Here is an 18,595-nt window from a genome sequence, read left to right as displayed (position 1 = left end):
TTTATCAAGCTAAAGCAATCTTCATCTGTACTTGGTCGATGCTAAATGGGTTTGAAAACCATCCAATAGACATTAAGCAGGGGTAAAATCGTTGCAATTGCGCCAAATATCACCCATTGACGACTTAATTGCCAATAATGCTCAGGAATATTGCCATCAACAGCAAATTGTCTGGCAATACGTGCTTGTTTGATTTGAATAGGGATAAGAATAAATAGCCAAATCAACCCTGATAATGCAAATAAAATATTGCCCCATAACAGCCATTTAACCGTCATAATATCCCAATGATTCACAATGGCAGTCCCAGCACCTGCGAGAAAGAGTAGCGTTGCACCACCTGCCGTAAAAATATAATCCGTTAATGTGACCTGACGTTGTGCAAAGGCAATAATGGCAGGATGACGGGTTCTATCTGCCATAATTTTCCACCAAGCTGTTACAATAATATTCCCTAAAAACAGAATGATACCTACTAGATGCAGGCTTTTTAATACGAAATAAAGGTTCATTATTGAACACCTATCGACAACCCTGTCGCCGTGAATATCAAAAAAATACTTGAATAACAATATATTATAACACTTGTGAAGCAAAATCGGCTAAACGCGAACGTTCGCCGCGTTGTAGTGTTATATGTCCGCTATGCTGCCAATTTTTAAAACGGTCAACCACATAGGTTAATCCCGAAGTGGTTTCAGATAAATACGGCGTATCAATTTGTGCAATATTGCCTAAACAAATGATTTTTGTACCAGGTCCTGCACGGGTAATAAAGGTTTTCATCTGTTTAGAGGTTAAATTCTGCGCCTCATCTAAGATGATATAACTTTTTAAAAAAGTACGCCCCCGCATAAAATTTAATGACCGAATTTTAATTCGCGTATTCAATAAATCTGCGGTTGCTGCACGTCCCCATTCACCGCCCTGCGTTGGGTTTAAAACCTCCAAGTTATCCATTAATGCCCCCATCCACGGAGTCATTTTTTCCTCTTCTGTTCCCGGTAAAAAGCCAATGTCTTCACCGACAGGAATCGTAACGCGGGTTACAATAATTTCACGATAACGTTGTTGATCTAAGGTTTGCGCCAAGCCAGCCGCCAAAGCTAATAAGGTTTTTCCTGTGCCTGCTGTTCCAAGCAAAGAAACAAAATCGACTTCAGGATCCATCAGTAAATTTAACGCGAAATTTTGTTCACGATTTCTTGCCGTAATCCCCCAAACACTGTGCCGTGACTCCGTAAAATTGCGGGCTAATTCAATCGTGGCTTGATTACCCTCTATCTTGCGGACAATCGCTTCAAATTTATCATTTTTATCTTGAGCTTCTGCGTTATAAACAAACTGATTCGGATACCAATGTGCGACATCATCCCCTGTCACTGTGTAATAAGTCCGCCCCTGTTCTTGCCACGCGCTCAAAGCTTTACTATGCGTTTCCCAAAAATCTGCATTTAAAACAGACTCTCCTGTATAAAGTAAATCGACATCGTCTAACACCTTATCGTTAGTGTAGTCTTCCGTTTTAATCGATAACACATGCGCTTTAATTCGCAGATTAATATCTTTAGAAACCAGCGTGACTTCACAACGTGGCTCTGCTTTTTGTAAGGCAATGGCAAGGCTTAAAATACTATTATCAGGTTTATTACCCGCTAAAGTAGAAGGGAGTGGCTCTTCAGGTAACAGTTGTGTTTGAAAAAATAAACGCCCAGCTTTTCCAGACTTACTCGTTACAGGCAAAGGAACGCCTTGATCAATACAACGGCTGTCAATGCCTTGCATTAACTCGTCGATAAAACGGCTGACTTGTCGCACATTTCGCGCAACTTCAGACATCCCTTTTTTACCCGCGTCTAGCTCTTCTAACACCACCATCGGCAAATACACGGCATGTTCTTCAAAGCGAAAAATCGCTGTAGGGTCATGCATTAATACATTGGTATCTAAAATAAAAATACGATTTTTCATATTGTTTTTATTAAGCTAATAAGCATTAAGAGCAGAATTATCTTTATGGGAAATAGCTCCACCCATCAGGACGGAGCTATCATCCCTCACCATGTCAATGCTCAAGGTGTTGCAAGATAAACTTTATAATCAGTATCCTGATGCGCTAAACGATAAACACCTGATTGTTCAATATAGGTAGATGACCAAATCGGATCATGCTGGTCGACTAATAAAGCTTTTATCTTGTACTGATTACGCAGGATTGATAACTCTTCGACACTAACGGGACGAGCAAATACATCTTTAATTAATTGATATTGCTTTTTATTTTTCTCTGGGTCGTAGCGATAGGCGAATACCGTTGCATATTCCACATTCGCATAAGCAATTTTCCGATCTGCAAACACGGCATAACCTAACGTAGCAGGCCAAGGCGTTAAACTGATATAACCATCAGGATTAGATTGCACAATATCTGTCGGCTCAGTCAAACGACGTACTGTTGCCCATGCATCATATTGGCGGAGAAAACCTTGATGTAATTGGGTGACTTCAGGACTTTTATCTAAAAAATTTCGGGGTAAATGTACAATTCGAATCGTCGTTAAAATACCGATTGTTACCCCTATGCTGATAAGTAATGGTATCCATTTGCGCAAACGCACGAATAAAGCATTCTCACGCCATTGACTTAAATCTAGCGTATAAGGCAGGGTTGCCGCCACACCCGCCCACACCAGCAATAACATGACAGGCGGTAAGACTGAACGCCAACCAAAACTATTATTCCAAAACGTACTTTTTACAAAGAGGGTGACGAATAAAAAGCCGAAAATGGTTGCTATCGACAGCCATAAAAAATTTTTCGCTGTTTGATTGGATTCACGGCGGGCAAACAATGCAAAAATACCCAATAAGTAACAAATCCCCAAACTCAGCGGTAAATATTGCAACCAGAATGCAACAATATGAAATAATTGCCCCTTTAACGTATCACGTGAGGCTAATGCCGTCGTATTATAAATTTCTAAGCCAAAAGGTAATTGTGATTCTGCTAATGAAGGCCCTGAAACTTGAGAAATCAGCAATGGAAAGGCAAATAAGATTGTCACACCAATCGCTAATAAACTATTTTTCAGTAATGCAAAATAAGATGCCCATGGTAAACGTAGCCCTAACAGCATGAGTAGTAAAGCAGGACTCGCAAAGGCAAACCCAATTCCACCCACCCATGTAGAAGCTCCAAACCCTGTGGCAACGGTTAGCCCTAAAATACTGGCTGTCGCAGGTTGCAAATGTTGTTGTGCTAATAAACGCGCAATTAAGAAAATCGCTAACACAACGGCTAAAGCGGATAATACATGCTGTGGCACCCACGCCATTTGTAACCATAATACTTCAGCAGGATGGTCGGGTAATAGAAAACGTTGTGAAACCCAGTCACCAAAAAAATCAATTAAGACGATGGGTTGACTGCAAATTGCAAATAGTAAAACAAACGCGCCCGCTTTCGCTTGTTGACTAATCCGCGTCGCAAGCCCCATTAAAAACCCCATGACGGCAAAGCCTGTAAACCAATTAAAAGCGACTTCTACCGACCAACCTTGAATATTAGGAATTAATATCTTGAGTTGTGATGCTAAAAAATGCCATGTGTAGTAATAAATGAGCGGAATGGTTTCACCATCAGGCGCGTAGTAAGGATTGACAGGCAATAAGCCTTCGCGGGCAATACTATCCACCAGCGCGATTTTGGCATGATCGAAAATCATCTCGATAACATATAACCCATTATCACGAAAAAACGGGATAATCATGACGGTTGGTAACAATGACCAAAGCCCTGCCCCTATCAGTAACCAAAAACTATAACGATTTGCAATAGGACAAAATGCTTCTTGTTCACTAACAGGATGTTTAAAAATCCACGTCCAAACAATTGCTTGAAATAACAACCAGCTAAAAACCAGCGTTATCCAGTGATACGGTAAAATTGCATTAATCAGTAGTGAAAAACTACCATAGGCGCATAAACCAAGCGTTGGGGCAAGCAATAGTGTCGAAAGAAACGTTGAACGCTCTGCCAATCCCAATAAGCGTGCAACTCCCCACCCCGGCAGGGTAAACCAAAATAGACTGAGGCAAACACCCCACGCTGTTTGTGTCCAGAATTGACTCCAAAACGCCATAACAATCCTTTTTTTTGCAAGAAATGAATTTGTTTATTATAACGGTCAAGCGCAATAGCGCGTGAGTAAATGCCGTTTTTTCATGTTTGATGGGGATAAAAAAACCCAGTAAGCACTTACTTACTAGGTTTTTTATGGTTTTATTGCTTAATTTAATACAACAGCGTTATAAAATAATGTCCATACCATCTTCCGCAACTTCAATATGATGCGCGGTTAGTTCTGCACGTTCGGCAGAATCTTCAATTAAAATTGGATTTGTATTATTAATATGAATTAATACTTTACGTGGTTTTTGTAACGTATCTAAAAAGGCAATCATGCCATCTTCGCCAGATTGGGGTAAATGCCCAATTTCACGAGCGCATTTAGTCCCGACACCTGTTTGTATTAATTCATCTTCACGCCAAAAAGTGCCATCGACCAGTACGCAATCAGCTTTTTGCATGTAAGGCAATAAATGGGCTTCAATCTCGCCCAAACCAGGGGCGTAGAACGCGCTTTTCTGTGTTTTTAAATCTTCAATAAAAACGCCAATATTGTCGCCTAAATGCGGTTGGTCACGATGGGGAGAATAAGGCGGGGCTTTACTCGATAAAGCAATCGCGGTAAAGCGTAAATCTGTAATAGTTGGAATTGTAAATGATTGTCCATCAATGGGGATACTGTGACGATTAACGCCCCCGTTCCAATGCGTCAGCATCTTAAAAATGGGAAATCCAGTGGTTAAATCCTGATAAACCATCTCGGTACAATAGACTGTTAATGGCATTCCTTCGCGTAACATCAATAAACCTGTGGTGTGGTCGATTTGACTATCTACAAAGATAATGGCACTAATCCCTGTATCGCGTAATTTTCTCGCGGGTTGAATTTCAGGAAAGTTCAGTAATTGCTGACGAATATCAGGCGATGTATTAAATAATACCCAGTTTTGATTATCTGAACTGACTGCAATTGAAGATTGTGTCCGAGCTTTAGCACGCAAAGTGCCTTCTCTCACGCCTTTAGAATTGCTGTAGTTACAATTCCATTGTGGAAAACCACCGCCCGCCGCCGAGCCTAAAATATGTATGCGCATAAGCTGATTCTGCTTGAGAATTGAGAGCTACTTGCGTAGCGTTAAGAAGGGGGATATTTTTGCGGGGAGTCCGTGTATATCGGGATGGTGATATACACGGGTACAATCAATTAACGATTGGCAATGTACATGGTGACTTCAAAGCCAAAACGCATTTCGGTGTAAGCTGGTTTTGTCCACATAATTAATTCCTCCAATAAGTGTGTAACGATAGAACTTTCGGAAATAAATATTACTTCCGTCATGTTTATTTAGCAGAATATATGCCAGTCTGACGCTGACTTTTTAACTAATTGATTAAGTTGCTACAGATTTGTTTTTGATGTGTGTTATTACTCATAAACCGTATAAAACTGACAGAATGTGGCTATAAAGAAACAACTGAGTAAACAAACTGTGCCAAAAGTATAAAAGATAGGTTATTAATAGCCAATAGCTAAATAATAAAATTTTGTTTATGAGTTGATTGGCAAGGAGAAGAAAGTTTAATGATGGCGGAAAGGGTGGGATTCGAACCCACGGAAGGCTTTAAGTCCTTCAACGGTTTTCAAGACCGTCGCATTAAACCGCTCTGCCACCTTTCCGAGAGAATGGTTAAGGCGATAATTATGACTGAATTTATGGCATAACTCAAGTATTAGATAATTAACCATAAAAACAATTAGTTAATTTTATTTATTTGGCGTTTTTTCCACTGCTGATTGTTTGTTAAGCTATCTTGAACAAACTGGAAAGGATATTGCGTGAATTGTGCTAGTTTACTTTGAATTGATAAAGACATATCCCCATTGTGGTGATTAACTCATTTAATAAACTTTGTAGAATATTGATGCCATGAAAGCCAAAGCCCCTCCCCTTCTATCACTGCGTCCTGCACAAGGCGAACATATTGAAGCCGTTAATTGTGTGACCTTAACCCCAACGGGAAAATATGCACTGTCTGCTTCTAATGACCGCACGGTCAAAGTGTGGGATATTGACAGCGGTTTAGACATTCTCACTTTATCTGGGCATAAAAAACGGGTAACTAGCGTAATTGTTACGCCTGATGGTTCTCAAGCGATTTCAGCCTCAGATGATAATACGCTACGAGTTTGGGACTTAACGGTTGGTATTGAAAGCAATGTTTTACAAGAACATCAAGATAAAGTACAAGCACTTGCACTAACACCAGACGGTAAATATTTTATCTCTGCCGCACGTGATAAATACGTTATTATTTGGGATTTAGCGACATTAAAACCAATAAGAGAATTAAAAGGACATACTGATTGGATTATGACCCTTGCCGTTACTCCCGACGGTTCAAAAGTGATTTCAGCAGGGCGTGATAATGTCGTTAAAGTATGGGATATTCAGACAGGACAATTACTGCATACCTTCACAGGACACCGTTATTGGGTTGTTTCTGTTGCAGTGACAATGGATAATCAACATGTGATTTCCGCCAGTTGGGATAAAAGTATCAAAGTTTGGTCATTAGTCACTGGGCAAGAAGTCACCCATATTGAAGCGCATGAAAACTATATCGATGCTTTATCACTCAGTCCTGAAGGCTCTGTCCTCATTTCTATCAGTTGGGACAGCACCTTAAAAGTCTGGGACTGGCGAAAAGGGGAACTACTGGGGAATTTAATGATAGAGCAGAAACTAAATTGTTGCGTGATTACGCCAGATGGTAAGCGAATTGTATTGGGCGATAATAACGGCTTACTTTATTTTCTGGAGTTAATGAACTAGAAATCGTGTTAAACATTTCGATGCGTTAAGGGTTGCGGTTTCCCAATACCGTAACCTTGCGCGTAATCAACCCCAATTTCTCGCAATAAAGCTAAAATTTGGTCATTTTCCACATATTCCGCAATGGTTTTTAAGCCTAAAACATGCCCAACCCGATGGATAGAATCCACCATAGCGCGGTCAATATGGTCATTTAACATATCCTTGACAAATCCCCCATCAATTTTTAAATAATCAACGGGCATCCCTTTTAAATAAGCAAAGGATGACATGCCACTACCAAAATCATCCAACGAGAAACGGCAACCCATTTCTTTAAAATAACGGATGAATTTTGAAGCCTCTTTAATATTCGTAATGGCGGCTGTTTCAGTGACTTCAAAGCAAACTTTATGCGTAGGCATTCCAAAATTTTCAAACTGTTCAACGATAAAGCCTGTAAAGTTTCTATCCCCGATAGATAATCCTGATAAATTCACCGAACAGACTTCTAACGCCTCTAATTCTTCAGGATGACTGGTTAAATGTTCAAACAACGTGCGAATAATCCAACGGTCTAAGCGTACCATCTGGTTATAACGCTCTGCCGCAGGTAAGAAAATTCCCGGTGGAATAATCTTGCCTTCCTCATCTAACATCCGCACCAAGACCTCATAATGCAATTTTTCAACATGATCGGCTTTAATCGGTACGATAGGCTGACAATAGAGACGAAAACGACTTTCTTTAAAGGCTTGAGAAATCCGCGAAACCCACGCCATTTGGGTTTTATGGCTTTCTAGCGTATGGCTTTGCCCTAAATAAACCCGATTACGTCCGCGCTCTTTCGCTAAGAAACAAGCAGCATCCGCATCGCTCAAAATTGCGGAGGTAATATCACTGTCTTTATTGATAGAAACAGCCCCAATACTCATTGTCACATCAAATGTTTGACCTGCCCAACTGAATTTAAAATCCTGTACAGTTTCGCGTAAACGCTCGGCAATTTGTTCAGCAATTGTCATTTCACAACTATTTAAAATAACAGCAAATTCATCGCCCCCTAAACGGGCAAGCATATCTTGTGGGCGGATTTGCGATTGTAAAACGGGGCTTAATTGCTTTAATAATTCGTCACCTGCTTCATGTCCGCAAGTATCATTAATAATTTTAAAGTTATCTAAATCCATGTAACATAAAGAATGTTGCTCGCCTGTTTGTCGCGCTGCACCTAATAAATCTTCGACTCGCTGTTCAACCTCGAAACGATTATATAATCCTGTTAATAAGTCATGACTCGCTTGATACGCCATTTCTTTTGCCATAGAAATGGTTCGTCTTAAGGCATAACCATACATGAGTAAGACTAAAATTCCACTGAGTAATATCCCGCCAAAATAATACTTTAACGATGCCTGCCCAGCGGCTAACTGCTCTTGTAATTTCAATAATCGGGATTTTTGGTCAACAAAGGGTTTAAATTCTTCTAATAATAATCTTGCACTGGCTTGAGAGGCTTTATAATCAGGAATGGCTTGATAGAGCGGGGAGTTTAAATCTTTATCTAGGATAAGTTCTAACTGTTCTAAAAATCGGCTGGCTTTTTCTTTAAAAGCAACAAGGGATTCATCCTGACGCAAACGCACTGCGTTTTTTCCTTCCATCAAACGATCCAATTTGACCCAAACAACGCCTAATTGCTCTAATAATGACAACCCATCGCCATCAGATTCTGCGGTAATAGAGTCGATGCTGGCAATTTCTAAACGATGTTGAAATCTTTCAAACTCTTGATTTGCCTGTAATAATGCAAAATAATCATAGGCTTGGTCGGTTGCAGTGGCTCTACTGGTTTCTAATAAATAACTAAAGCCTGCATAAATACTCGCAATAAAGATACTTAGCCCAAAAATCAGCATCACGGAAAAATGTGACCAGCGAATTTTCTTATGTTCCATTCCTTAGTCCTTAATTGCGGTAAACCTAGCATGACTCATTAAATATCATTAATTAACAGTCAGTGTGCGTAAATGCCAAATGAGCTTATATTGTGTTTTAGGGTCTTTTTGTAACTCAGGAAAGTCATCTACAGGATACACTAAACGCACAGGTCCTTTATCGCGAATACGCATATAGTGCCCATTGTTCTTAATCGCCACTAAAACCGAATATTTATCTAAGTCAGTTAAAGGAATGGGGTCTGTATCATAACCATCCAACGCATACGCAACGATATAATTTCCTGTTGCACCAACATATTTTAATAAATCGGTTAATAAAACCCCCTCAAACTCCTGCATTCCGTCTGACCATAGTTCGGTCGTCTTAACCGTCTGTTGCGGTAATTTTGCTAACATTTCACGGTCAAAACGAGCAACACCATCATCGCTATTTGTTTGTTTAATTTTGCCTTTAATGCTTAAAATCACGCGCCCTGTTGGTTTTTCTAAATGTTCAATCATCGTCACGACCCGACTTGCAACAGTACTAGGGCTTGCCGAGTCCGAAACTGAATTGAGTGACACAGAATTGTCCGCAAACGACACAGAAGCAAACAGCGTGATAAAAGTACTCGCAAGCAGGGGAATCATAAAAATTCTACCAAAAAAACCCATTACTCTAACTCCCTACCTGACAAACACACAGCTTAAATGTCGTTTTATTATGTGTAAAATATTGAGTATGGCTTATCAGATATATTAATAACATTTTGATTTTATCTGCTTATATTTATAACGTATGAATATCAAAGTTGCATTGAAAAACGTTTTCGCAGTTAGGTTGGCGAAAGATGTTAAAGTGAGTACGAGGATGTGATACCAATAAATCTCATTGAATAAAATACTAAATTCTCTTTATATTTTATCAATCAGCTAGATACCTTATTGTCTTTATATTTTACCCCCAAAGACATGACAAACAGAAATTTAATCGGGTTAATTTTAAGACATCCACATTCAAGCTATAGATTTTCCAACTATCCACAAACAGCCCCTGTTTTCATGTCACTGAGAGTAAATAAGTGTTTAGCAATACACAGACCTTACAGTTCATATGCGTAGCTTATGCCAATTTTCCCCCTGCATGACTATGTTTTTTGCATCCCTAAAAAATACACAAGCACTATTAAAGGAAAATGCTTGTGTTCGTGAAATAATAAATAGGTATGTGTATAACCTGATTATGAAAAAACCTTCTATTTACCCATAATAACTCTGTTTTTTCCAACACCATAAGGATTATATAATGAAAAAAGTTTCTTTCATTTTGTTATGTATATGGTTGCCGTTTAGTTATGCAACCACCATTTCTGACCCGCCCACACTGCGCACAACCCTACCTACTGATACTATCGCGTATATTCGCGTTCCGAACCTATGGGGATTTTTCTCTGCACCAAAAGGAAGCGTTTTAAATGATGCGCAGAGCCATGAAGCCCATACACAACAAATATTGTCATTACAACAAGGGGTTTACGCTAACCTGATTCAACCCTTTATTAATGATAAAGCGGTAGAAACCCTCTTAACTCGCGTTCATTCTCCCATAGAAGCCGCATTTATTTATCCTGCTGGTAGTTCAAAACCCGATGATTTTAAACTCATCATTACTACACAACTGACTACAACGACACCTGAAGAAGTCAATGCCGTTTTTAACAGTTTGACGAGTAAAGCCCCAGATTTAAAAGTTGTAACGCCACTCTCTGCCGATGGCTATGGATTAATGGTGATTAATCCTTTCTCTGTTGCCTCTTATTTTGACAAAACCCAAAAACGCCTGACGCTATATATCGGCACAGGTGTTAGTGTTAACACAGACGCACTGAAAAAACAGTTAAGCCAATTACAAGCAACGCCTAATCATCCGATGTATGCCCTAGAAAATCAGATTGATAGCAGTGGGCAAGGCTTGTTTTACTGGACAAATACAGAAGCCCTCCTGCCTTTATTACAAAACATGCTCCCGCCTGAAGAATTAGCGATGTATAAAGAGTGGGGCTTATTATCCATGCGAGCTTTTGCATTTGGCTGGGGCGTGAGTAATGGCAAAGGACGGTTAGGTTTATTAGCAGATATTCCCAAAACAGGTTATTTAAGCTATTTGCCCGCTTTACACAATGAATTCCCTGTTAATTTAACAGGACGTGCAACCTTAGCGGCAACGATTAATTTACCCCTATTGGAAATGTGGCAAAACCTAGAAAAATATTGGCAAGTCACCAAAAATGAAGAACAACTCGCTGAATTAGCTGAAGCTGAAAAAGTCTTTAAAGAAAACATTGGACTTGATTTAAGAACCGTTTTAGAGACTTTTGGCGGAGAAATTGGCATTTTTATGGATGATGCAGGACAATTTTTAGCCCTGCGAATTCGTAACGCTGAAAACTGGCAAACCGTGCTAAAACACTTGATTGATAAATATAAACTCACCTATGAAACCCGTGATATTGGTGGCAAAACTTATCATCATTTAGCTGTTCCTAACATCGTGGGCTGGGCGTGGACAAAACAATTAGCCGATGAATACCCTGACAGTACCGACGACATGGAAAAGTTGCTGTTATCCCTGTTTGAAAAAGTCAACGCCCATTATTACTGGGTTGAAGAAAATGGCTTTTTAATCCTTGGTGAAGTGCCACAAAGTCTTATTGACCGTGAACAAAATCCCAAAAAAATCACCTTACAAGCTTGGCTGACTGAACGCCATCGTTTAAATGTCTCAGGGACATTACTATCATTCTCTGGCAGCTTAAATGGAACACCGCGTTATATCTATTATGCTTACTTGCAACTCATTAATATGATGGGAGATTTTTCAAGCACTCCAGTGGATTTATTCGCATTACCCAATGCTTACGCTTTAAACTTCCCCACAGAAGGGACTTATGCCTTACAAATCGACATGGCAGAATCTCAAATTGGCTTAACAATGACCTTTGAAAATAGTCCCTTAGATTTATTCTTTGGACTCAATGATAGTGCTGGATTTATTGGCGTTGCCGCCATTGGCATTCTTGCTGCTGTAGCGATTCCTGCTTACACCGATTATCTGAACCGTCTGGAAGAAGCAGCAAATACGGGGACTTTCGAACAAGATTCAGAAAGTTATAGCGGTGACGATGATGAGGAATCAACGGCAACAACATCATCCCCAGCAATTGCAGAAGCGATTCAATTAATAACGCCTTTAAAAGTCGCTGCTGAAGAAGGCTATTTTAGTCAAGGCAAACTACCCACCATCGCAGAAATCGGCATAAACACAGAAGGACAATATGTTGCGAATATTGAACTACTGGAAAACGGTAGCGGTTATGGGATTTACTTCAAAGAAGATTCAGGCATTACAGGCGCGTTATTTTTAACGTATGATACTGAAGGTTATTTTTGGAAATGTGAAGCAGATGAGATAGATACAAGCCTACTCCCAGAAGCCTGCCAACCTGCAACCGATGCACAATAATTATAGTAAACTTACCATAAAGTAGTTCAAATTTAGGACTGCCAGTCCTTCGTGTCGTTTTATAGTACGGTTACTATAAGACATCGCAGACATAAAAAAACCTAGCAGATACCCATGTCTGCTAGGTTTTTTAATATCAACTCATCACGCTTATTTTAACGCGGCTTGCATTCTTTCCAACGCTTTTTTCAGATTATCCATGCTGGTTGCGAAAGATAAACGCACATAACCCTCAGCCCCAAAAGCAGAACCAGGCACTAACGCAACGCCAGCTTTCTCGATTAAAAACTCACTGAGTTCTAAATCGTTTTTCATGCCTTTACGCGCAATCACGCCTTGAAAACTGGGGAAAATGTAGAAAGTGCCTTGAGAGGCTTCACATTGAACGCCTTCAATTTTCAATAATTCAGCTAAGACGAAATCATGGCGTTCTTTAAAGACTTTAACCATTTCTTGAATAAAAGTCGTATCGCCATTAATCCCTGCTTCCGCCGCATATTGAGAAATAGAGGTCGGATTAGAGGTTGATTGCGATTGAATATTAGTCATCGCTTCAATCAACTTCACAGGACCCGCTGCATAACCAATCCGCCAACCCGTCATAGAATAGGCTTTAGAAACCCCATTTAAAACAATGGTGCGCTCATACAAATCAGGCGCGACATTTAAAATATTCTTAAAGGGTAAATGTTCCCACAGAATATGCTCATACATATCATCAGTAGCGATGAATACGTGCGGATGTTTCCGTAACACTTCGGCTAACGCGCTTAATTCATCAGGCGTGTAATGTGAACCTGTTGGATTAGACGGGCTATTAATCACAAATAACTGCGTTTTCGGCGTAATTGCGGCTTCTAACTGCGCAGGGGTAATTTTAAAATGTTGCTCGATGCCCGCGCTCACAATTACAGGTGTTCCACCCGCTAAAATCACCATATCAGGATAAGAAACCCAATAAGGTGCGGGAATAATGACTTCATCGCCATCATTTAACATCGCTTGAGCGAGATTGTAAAAACTTTGCTTACCGCCACAAGAGACTAAAACCTGTTTTGCGGTATAAGTTAAGCCATTCTCACGCGCAAATTTATCAACAATGGCTTTCTTTAAAGAGGGTGTACCATCAACCGCCGTGTATTTAGTCAACCCCTTATTTAATGCAACGATAGCGGCATCTTTAATATGTTGGGGGGTATCGAAATCGGGTTCACCTGCGCCTAAGCCGACAATATCATGTCCTGCGGCTTTCATTTCATTAGCACGTTTGGTAACGGCTAACGTGGGTGAGGGTTTGATTGCTTGTACTCGGTCAGATAATTGCATTTTGCGTGACACACCTGAATGAAGAAAAAACGGGGAGATAATTATCTTTTTTCAACAAGGTTTTTTCAATTGCTATCTTGTCAGCAGACAGATAATTGAACAAGGAATTAAAGACAAGGGTGTATCCATTCACCCTTATCTATTCAGTAGCTTACTTCGCATTCATTAAGGCAAGAGTCGTGTCTAACATACGATTAGAGAAACCCCATTCATTGTCATACCAAGATAAAACTTTCACTAACGTGCCATCGATGACTTTAGTTTGTGTTGCGTCATAGGTAGAAGAGACAGGATTATGATTGAAATCCACAGACACTAAAGGCGCGTGATTAATCGCTAAAATCCCTTTCAGTTCACCTTGTGATGCTTCGGTTAAAATTTGCGTGATTTCATCTTTAGTTGTGGCACGTTTAGCCACGAAGGTTAAATCGACCACAGACACATTAATCGTTGGCACACGGATTGAGAAACCATCTAATTTGCCATTTAATTCAGGCAACACTAACCCAACGGCAGCGGCTGCCCCTGTTTTAGTGGGAATCATGGACATCGTTGCAGAACGGGCGCGACGTAAATCTTTATGAAAGACATCGGTTAACACTTGGTCATTGGTGTAAGCGTGAACCGTGGTCATTAAACCATGTAACACCCCGATTTTATCGTGTAAAGGCTTGACTAAGGGGGCGAGACAGTTAGTGGTACAAGACGCATTAGAAATAACGGTATCGCTAGCTTTGAGGACAGCATGATTAACCCCATAAACCACAGTTGCATCTACATCTTTTTCACCAGGTGCGGAAATAATGACTTTTTTCGCACCACCAGCTAAATGTGCGCCCGCTTTGGCTTTACTGGTAAATAAGCCCGTGCATTCATAAACCACATCAACGCCTAACTCTGCCCAAGGCAATTTGCTGGGGTCGCGCTCGGCAAATACGCGGATTTTGTCGCCGTTAATGACCATGTACTCGCCTTCGACTGCGACTGTGCCGTTAAAACGACCGTGTGCGGTATCGTAGCGGGTTAAGTGCGCATTGGTTTCAGCATCGCCTAAGTCGTTAACGGCAACGATTTGAATCTCGTTCGTCCGTCCTGCTTCATACAATGCCCGTAACACGTTACGTCCAATACGACCATAGCCATTGATTGCAACTTTAATTGTCATTGAATTCGCTCCCTGTGTAGAGAAAAAATGTTTATTGTAGCTTTTTTTGTGGGGGGTCTAAATAGGATAAAAAGCGTTTTAATCAAGTCGCTTTTTCCCAAGAAAAGCATTAAATTAATTTTTTAAATAAAATCTATATATTCCGCTAGTTTTGAAACAGAAAGATTGTTTTTATCGTTTATAAAGTAAGTAAAAAATTCTTTAAATTAAAGATAAGCTATTCATGAATATTCCACAGCTATATATTTATCCATTAAATTACAACTATTTTCAAAATGACGCGGGATATAGAGGGATTCCATTATAATTTAATGAAAATATGAATATTATTCATATCCCATCCCTAGCGTTTGTGAAAGGGCTGTAAGTTCGTTAAGCGTTTCTAAACGTTTAGCTTGTAGGTTTTTTTTATATTCAATGATGTCCTTTGCTAAAACACGACGATGTGAGCCAATTTTATGAAAAGGGATTTCTCCTTTTTCTAATAGGCTGACTAAATAGGGGCGACTGACATTTAATAGTTCAGCGGCTTCTTGGGTTGTCAATTCAGCGTGAATAGGCATTAAAGTAATTACATTCTTTATATGACATCAGACTTTAAAACCCCACTTGTAAAAACAAGCAGGGTCTAAAATCATTTCAAATTATAGAAGCGATTCCACCGTTTGCATCACATTCTCAGTGGTAAAGCCGAAATATTTCATCAGTTCACCACCGGGTGCGGATTCACCGAAAGTATCTAAACCAATTACTTTGCCTGCCAAACCAACGTATTTAAACCAGCCTGCGGTTACACCCGCTTCAACCGCTACCCGTTTGCTTACGCTTGCAGGTAAAACAGATTCACGATATTCAGGGCTTTGTTGGTCAAAGGTATCCGTTGAAGGCATAGAAACCACGCGCACCGCTTTCCCTTTCGCTTGCAATTGTTTACCTGCATCCATCGCAATGCCGATTTCTGAACCTGTAGCGATAATAATGGCTTCAGGCATACCCGTGCAGTCTAATAGCGTATAACCACCCCGTTCAACAGCTTGTAATTGTTCAGCGGTGCGGGCTTGATGCGGTAAATTTTGCCGTGAAAAAATTAAACAACTGGGTGCGTGTTCGCGCTCAATCGCTAATTTCCACGCAATCGCAGATTCAACTGCGTCGCAGGGTCGCCACACGGACATGCGCGGAATCATGCGCAGGGTTGCAGTTTGCTCGACACATTGATGCGTTGGGCCATCTTCGCCTAAGCCAATAGAATCATGGGTAAAGACGAAAATATTACGCGCTTTCATCAAGGCTGCCATGCGCAAAGCATTGCGGGCATATTCAGAAAACATTAAGAAGGTCGAGCAGTAAGGAATAAAGCCACCGTGTAAACTGATACCGTTGGCAATCGCTGCCATGGCGAATTCACGCACGCCATAATAAATATAGTTGCCGTCGGTATGTTCTTGTATGCCTTTACTGCCTGACCATAAAGTCAAGTTAGAGGCCGCAAGGTCAGCAGAACCGCCAATTAATTCGGGTAAAACGGGCGCGTAACCGCCGATTGCATTTTGTGAGGCTTTCCGCGATGCAATGGTTTCCGCTTTTTGATTGACATTGGCAATAAATTCAGCGGATTTACTCGCCCAGTCTTTCGGCAATTGTTTTGCCATTCGGCGTGTAAATGCTTGGGCTAATTCGGGGTAAGCTTTTTGATAGGCTTGGAATAAGGCTTGCCATGATTGTTCGGCTTGTTCGCCTTTGGTTTTTGCATCCCATCCAGCATAAATATCGGCAGGAATTTCAAAGGCGGGGGCTGTCCAGCCTAATTGTTCGCGGGCTAAGGCAATTTCTTTGTCACCTAAGGGCGAGCCGTGACATTCTTCTTTGCCTTGCTTATTTGGTGCACCGTAACCGATGATAGTTTTACAGCAAATTAAGCTGGGTTTATCTTTGACAGCACGGGCTTGTTCAATCGCTTGTTTAATCGCGGTTGCATCGTGTCCATCAACATTAGGAATCACATGCCAATGATAGGCTTCAAAGCGTTTTGGGGTGTCATCGGTAAACCAGCCCTCGACTTCACCATCAATAGAAATACCATTATCATCATAGAAAGCAATAAGTTTACCGAGTTTTAACGTTCCAGCCAGCGAGCAGGCTTCATGCGAAATCCCTTCCATCATGCAACCATCGCCTAAAAATACATAGGTGTAGTGGTCAACAAGGGGGAAGCCTTCGCGGTTAAATTGTCCCGCTAAGGTTTTTTCTGCAATTGCCATCCCAACTGCGTTGGTAATCCCTTGTCCTAATGGGCCTGTGGTGGTTTCTACGCCTGCGGTATAGCCATATTCAGGATGCCCTGGGGTTTTTGAGTGTAATTGACGAAAGCGTTTAATTTCATCAAGGGGTAAATCATAGCCCGATAAATGCAGTAGAGAATACAGCAACATAGAGCCATGACCGTTAGATAAGATAAAGCGGTCACGGTTAGACCATTGTGGATTGACTGGATTGTGTTGTAAGTAGTCATTCCACAACACTTCGGCAATGTCAGCCATGCCCATCGGCGCACCGGGATGTCCTGAGTTGGCTTTTTGGATAGCGTCCATACTCAACACACGGATGGCGTTGGCAAGTTCTCTACGTGTAGGCATTGAATTCCCCCCCTTGAATGGGACTTAGGTTAAAACGACAGTTTTTTAAAATCATTTGCAGTCTATTCTCTCTTATTTATGATTAATCATCAATATATAAATAATTTTTATATAAAAGTAAAAGTTCTGATTATTAGAGCAGATTTACATGGGGATTTTATGAAATAATCTGTATTGTTTATTAACAAAAATCGGGCGAATAAAATTCGCGCTCCATTTTACCCACCTATTTTCTATTTCCCAAATGTTACAGAGTTATCAACAAGAATTTTTAGACTTTGCGATTCAACGTCAAGTGTTACGCTTTGGCAATTTTACCTTAAAGTCAGGGCGACAAAGTCCGTATTTTTTTAACGCGGGCTTATTCAACACAGGTAGCGCGATGGCGCAATTAGGACGTTATTACGCCGCAACGATTCAACAATCGGGCATTGAATTCGACATGCTGTTTGGACCTGCCTATAAAGGCATTCCGCTGGTTGTTGCAACCAGTATCGCGCTTGCTGACCATTATCAACGCGATTTCCCCTTTGCCTTTAATCGGAAAGAGGCGAAAGACCACGGCGAAGGCGGGACAATTGTCGGTGCACCGTTACAAGGTCGGGTGTTATTAATTGATGATGTGATTAGCGCAGGTACAGCGATTCGTGAATCGATGCAAATCATTCAAACCGCAGGTGCGCAACTGGCGGGGGTAGTGATTTCTTTAAATCGTCAAGAACGGGGACAAGGTACATTATCAGCAATTCAAGAAGTTGAACAAAGTTATCAGACACGGGTTTTAAGCATTGTGACGCTAAAAGAGTTGATGACATACCTACAAGAACAACCTAATCAAACTGAAACAATAACCGCTATTCAAGCCTATCGTGCTATGTATGGTATTGATTAACTTGTAAACAACTCATAAAAATCCAGTCCTCTGTCACTTAAAAGATGATTGGATTTTGCATAAACGCTTAAGTTAAAGAATACTTGTGTATGCCTCGTCACTTACCTCATCAACTACATAAGCCAGTAAATACTTTTCATCATGAACATGAAAATGTTATATCAACTCTTT

Annotated in this window: 14 protein-coding genes and 1 tRNA gene; 3 read left to right on the top strand and 12 right to left on the bottom strand. The window is 40.6% G+C overall.

Annotation, left to right across the window (positions count from 1 at the left end; genetic code table 11):
- Nucleotides 1-41: 41 nt before the first annotated feature.
- The 6 genes from BEGALDRAFT_RS05980 to BEGALDRAFT_RS05960 form a co-directional block, all read right to left on the bottom strand.
- The gene (locus tag BEGALDRAFT_RS05980) at nt 42-512 is read right to left on the bottom strand and encodes a DUF2269 family protein (RefSeq protein WP_002684751.1); all 471 of its coding nucleotides are present in this window, start codon (nt 510-512) and stop codon (nt 42-44) included.
- 64 nt (nt 513-576) lie between these two features.
- On the bottom strand, nt 577-1,971 hold the full coding sequence (locus BEGALDRAFT_RS05975; RefSeq protein WP_002684749.1) for a PhoH family protein: 1,395 nt from the start codon (nt 1,969-1,971) through the stop codon (nt 577-579).
- Between the two features lie 101 nt (nt 1,972-2,072).
- Nucleotides 2,073-4,142, bottom strand: coding sequence for a hypothetical protein (locus BEGALDRAFT_RS05970; RefSeq protein ID WP_002684741.1), 2,070 nt, complete (start codon nt 4,140-4,142; stop codon nt 2,073-2,075).
- 166 nt (nt 4,143-4,308) lie between these two features.
- Entirely contained in the window at nt 4,309-5,223 is a 915-nt protein-coding gene (gene pqqB / locus BEGALDRAFT_RS05965; protein WP_002684739.1) for a pyrroloquinoline quinone biosynthesis protein PqqB, read from the bottom strand.
- A gap of 110 nt (nt 5,224-5,333) precedes the next feature.
- Entirely contained in the window at nt 5,334-5,405 is a 72-nt protein-coding gene (pqqA, locus tag BEGALDRAFT_RS19655; protein WP_083991600.1) for a pyrroloquinoline quinone precursor peptide PqqA, read from the bottom strand.
- 310 nt (nt 5,406-5,715) lie between these two features.
- Nucleotides 5,716-5,807, bottom strand: a tRNA-Ser gene (locus BEGALDRAFT_RS05960).
- Nucleotides 5,808-6,057: 250 nt separating this feature from the next.
- Here BEGALDRAFT_RS05960 and BEGALDRAFT_RS05955 point away from each other — a divergent pair.
- Nucleotides 6,058-6,963 (top strand): WD40 repeat domain-containing protein, encoded by a 906-nt coding sequence (locus tag BEGALDRAFT_RS05955; RefSeq protein WP_002684736.1) that lies wholly within the window; start codon nt 6,058-6,060, stop codon nt 6,961-6,963.
- A gap of 8 nt (nt 6,964-6,971) precedes the next feature.
- On the opposite strand, the gene BEGALDRAFT_RS05950 is transcribed toward BEGALDRAFT_RS05955, so the two are convergent.
- Together BEGALDRAFT_RS05950 and BEGALDRAFT_RS05945 are read right to left on the bottom strand one after the other, a co-directional pair.
- Entirely contained in the window at nt 6,972-8,900 is a 1,929-nt protein-coding gene (locus BEGALDRAFT_RS05950) for an EAL domain-containing protein (RefSeq protein ID WP_002684732.1), read from the bottom strand.
- 48 nt (nt 8,901-8,948) lie between these two features.
- Nucleotides 8,949-9,467: a molybdopterin-dependent oxidoreductase gene (locus tag BEGALDRAFT_RS05945; RefSeq protein ID WP_198284610.1), complete on the bottom strand. Its 519-nt coding sequence runs from the start codon at nt 9,465-9,467 to the stop codon at nt 8,949-8,951.
- Nucleotides 9,468-10,188: 721 nt separating this feature from the next.
- Between BEGALDRAFT_RS05945 and BEGALDRAFT_RS05940 the strand changes: the two genes are divergently transcribed.
- A complete protein-coding gene (locus tag BEGALDRAFT_RS05940; protein ID WP_002684729.1) occupies nt 10,189-12,405 on the top strand; it encodes a pilin in 2,217 nt (738 codons plus the stop codon).
- Between the two features lie 150 nt (nt 12,406-12,555).
- Here BEGALDRAFT_RS05940 and BEGALDRAFT_RS05935 read toward each other — a convergent pair whose 3' ends face one another.
- The 4 genes from BEGALDRAFT_RS05935 to tkt form a co-directional block, all read right to left on the bottom strand.
- Nucleotides 12,556-13,731, bottom strand: a complete 1,176-nt coding sequence (locus BEGALDRAFT_RS05935) for a pyridoxal phosphate-dependent aminotransferase (protein WP_002684726.1) — start codon at nt 13,729-13,731, stop codon at nt 12,556-12,558.
- A gap of 151 nt (nt 13,732-13,882) precedes the next feature.
- Nucleotides 13,883-14,896, bottom strand: a complete 1,014-nt coding sequence (gap, locus tag BEGALDRAFT_RS05930) for a type I glyceraldehyde-3-phosphate dehydrogenase (protein WP_002684724.1) — start codon at nt 14,894-14,896, stop codon at nt 13,883-13,885.
- A gap of 326 nt (nt 14,897-15,222) precedes the next feature.
- Nucleotides 15,223-15,459 carry a helix-turn-helix domain-containing protein gene (locus BEGALDRAFT_RS05925; RefSeq protein ID WP_050978415.1) on the bottom strand — a complete coding sequence of 79 codons (237 nt, stop codon included), beginning with the start codon at nt 15,457-15,459 and terminating at the stop codon, nt 15,223-15,225.
- 81 nt (nt 15,460-15,540) lie between these two features.
- The gene (gene tkt, locus BEGALDRAFT_RS05920; RefSeq protein ID WP_002684722.1) at nt 15,541-17,532 is read right to left on the bottom strand and encodes a transketolase; all 1,992 of its coding nucleotides are present in this window, start codon (nt 17,530-17,532) and stop codon (nt 15,541-15,543) included.
- Between the two features lie 244 nt (nt 17,533-17,776).
- On the opposite strand from tkt, the gene pyrE reads away from it, so the two are divergent.
- The gene (gene pyrE, locus BEGALDRAFT_RS05915; protein WP_002684720.1) at nt 17,777-18,424 is read left to right on the top strand and encodes an orotate phosphoribosyltransferase; all 648 of its coding nucleotides are present in this window, start codon (nt 17,777-17,779) and stop codon (nt 18,422-18,424) included.
- Nucleotides 18,425-18,595 lie beyond the last annotated feature (171 nt).

This window comes from Beggiatoa alba B18LD, from assembly GCF_000245015.1.
GTDB classification, from domain to species: Bacteria; Pseudomonadota; Gammaproteobacteria; order Beggiatoales; family Beggiatoaceae; genus Beggiatoa; species Beggiatoa alba.
This window is presented reverse-complemented; position numbering and strand designations above follow the sequence as displayed.

Coding starts and splice junctions, on each gene's coding strand:
- BEGALDRAFT_RS05980 (WP_002684751.1), bottom strand. CDS start 512: ATGAACCTTTATTTCGTATTAAAAAGCCTGCATCTAGTAGGTATCATT.
- BEGALDRAFT_RS05975 (WP_002684749.1), bottom strand. CDS start 1,971: ATGAAAAATCGTATTTTTATTTTAGATACCAATGTATTAATGCATGAC.
- BEGALDRAFT_RS05970 (WP_002684741.1), bottom strand. CDS start 4,142: ATGGCGTTTTGGAGTCAATTCTGGACACAAACAGCGTGGGGTGTTTGC.
- pqqB (WP_002684739.1), bottom strand. CDS start 5,223: ATGCGCATACATATTTTAGGCTCGGCGGCGGGCGGTGGTTTTCCACAA.
- BEGALDRAFT_RS05955 (WP_002684736.1), top strand. CDS start 6,058: ATGAAAGCCAAAGCCCCTCCCCTTCTATCACTGCGTCCTGCACAAGGC.
- BEGALDRAFT_RS05950 (WP_002684732.1), bottom strand. CDS start 8,900: ATGGAACATAAGAAAATTCGCTGGTCACATTTTTCCGTGATGCTGATT.
- BEGALDRAFT_RS05940 (WP_002684729.1), top strand. CDS start 10,189: ATGAAAAAAGTTTCTTTCATTTTGTTATGTATATGGTTGCCGTTTAGT.
- BEGALDRAFT_RS05935 (WP_002684726.1), bottom strand. CDS start 13,731: ATGCAATTATCTGACCGAGTACAAGCAATCAAACCCTCACCCACGTTA.
- gap (WP_002684724.1), bottom strand. CDS start 14,896: ATGACAATTAAAGTTGCAATCAATGGCTATGGTCGTATTGGACGTAAC.
- BEGALDRAFT_RS05925 (WP_050978415.1), bottom strand. CDS start 15,459: ATGCCTATTCACGCTGAATTGACAACCCAAGAAGCCGCTGAACTATTA.
- tkt (WP_002684722.1), bottom strand. CDS start 17,532: ATGCCTACACGTAGAGAACTTGCCAACGCCATCCGTGTGTTGAGTATG.
- pyrE (WP_002684720.1), top strand. CDS start 17,777: ATGTTACAGAGTTATCAACAAGAATTTTTAGACTTTGCGATTCAACGT.